Here is a 1,763-nt window from a genome sequence, read left to right on the forward strand (position 1 = left end):
CGAGGGGTTGGCGACGAGCCAGAAGGTCGTCAGGCCGCCGATCGAGGCCAGCGTCTCTTCGGCCTCGCGCCAGAGCGCCTCGAAGCTCTCCGCCTCGAGCATCCGGGCGGCCGACTGCAGCATGTAGGTGCGGTGGACGAAGCGGATCGAGAGCAGCTGATGCTGGCGCGCCAGGGTGTCGTACTTCTCCTGAAGCTCCCTGAAGGCGCACTCCAGATCCAGCTCGTTGGTCATCCGGCCCTCTTCGTCTCCCCCGCGGATATTCTAGGGTCTCAGCCGTCGGCCCGCTCCCAAGCCAGCGGAATCCGCTCGGGGAACCGCCACATTTCGAGCCGCGTCCGGTCGCCGGCGTAGAGCCCGCCCGCCGCGGGCGTTCCGTAGCCGCACCACTCCTCGAACGGAACGTGGTTGAGCATCCCCCCGAGGACGATCGTCTTCGTCTTCTTGAGCGGGTTCCCCTCGAGTTCCGCCCGCGCGTCGTCGTAGAGGCTCCGCGCCGCCAGATGGTGCTGCTCGCACTGCAGTTCGGCGAAGAGGATCTGCCGGAAGACCTTCCCCGGGCGGTGGGTCGCGTACCACGCGTACTCGGCCGGCGCGAGGGTGCTCATCACGAGGAACTCGAGCGGGCAGAGGACCATGTAGAGGCGCGGCGTCCGCGTCGCCGGCGGGGCGGATCCGGCCGCCGCGGCGACCTCGTCCGGCGTCAGCCCCTCGTGGCAGTCGCCGGCGACGAAGTGCGCCGTCTCCCCGCCGGGCCGCAGTTCGAGCAGCGCGCCGCCGGTCTTCACCAAGTAGCCGCGGCGGAAGGCGCCGATCGGCGTGCAGCTGAAGGCGTTGTTGGAGAGGGCGGTCTTCGTGCGCTTTCCCTGCGCCGCGACCGCCTCGAGCGCGGCGAGCGTGTCCTCGCGGGCCGCGCGCCAACCGCCCTCGTCCAGATAGTCGAAGTCCGGGCGGCCGTTGGCGAGCGACAGGTCGAAGACCACCGAGCGGTCGCGGAAGTGCTTCCCCGAGCCGGGGCGGCGATGCCAGACGAACCCCTCGACGCCGAGGCTCGTCGCCGTGATCGCCCCGTGGGGCAGGCAGAGCAACAGGTTGACCTCGCTCACCGCCGCCTCCTCGGCGCGTCCCCCGCCGCGCCCTCGGCCCGAGACCGAACCTTCGCGCAGAGTCTAGAACAGGTCGATTGACGGACGGGGCGGCGCGCCGTACCGGAAAGACCTTCCCCCGCGGCGCGCGCGCCGCGCGGGGCGACAGGAGCGCCGATGACGCCGATCTACGTCGCCGCCTACCACCAGTCGCCGTTCGGCAAGCTGTACGGCGTCGGGCTGACCGAAATGGTCAAGCGCGCGATCGAGGAGCTCGCCGCCGAGGCGGCGATCTCCGCCTCGCTGATCGACTGCGGGGCGGTCGGCTCGGCCTGCAGCGTCGCGCTCAACGGGCAGGGGCTGCTCGGCGGGATCGCGGCGATGGTCCCGGGGCTCGCCGGCAAGCCGATCGAGGCGGTCGAGAACGCCTGCGCGTCGGGCGGCGAGGCGGTCCTCTCGGTCGTGCGGAAGCTGCTCGCCGGCGAGGGGGAGGTCGGCGTCGCCGTCGGCTGCGAGAAGATGCGCGACGCCGAGGGGAAGATGGACGGGAAGAAGGTCGGCGAGGCGCTGGGCTACTTCTCCCATCCGGACGAGCGGGAATGCGGCGGGTCGTTCGTCTTCCCGCACCACTTCGCGGAGTTGATGGCCGCGTACATGGCCGCCTACGGCGCGACCGAG

General features: G+C 71.4%; 3 protein-coding genes. 1 reads left to right on the forward strand and 2 read right to left on the reverse strand.

All coding sequences use genetic code 11. The features are described 5' to 3' along the window. Positions 1 to 234: hypothetical protein (locus LLG88_15550; GenBank protein MCE5248323.1), on the reverse strand; the 234-nt coding region annotated here is incomplete at its 3' end. A gap of 38 nt (positions 235 to 272) precedes the next feature. Then, on the reverse strand, positions 273 to 1,106 hold the full coding sequence (locus LLG88_15555; protein ID MCE5248324.1) for a hypothetical protein: 834 nt from the start codon (positions 1,104 to 1,106) through the stop codon (positions 273 to 275). A gap of 156 nt (positions 1,107 to 1,262) precedes the next feature. Between LLG88_15555 and LLG88_15560 the strand changes: the two genes are divergently transcribed. Next, positions 1,263 to 1,763 (forward strand): hypothetical protein (locus LLG88_15560; protein ID MCE5248325.1); only part of this gene is annotated, 501 nt, incomplete at its 3' end.

It is taken from the genome of bacterium, from assembly GCA_021372775.1.
GTDB lineage: Bacteria > Acidobacteriota > Polarisedimenticolia > J045 > J045 > JAJFTU01.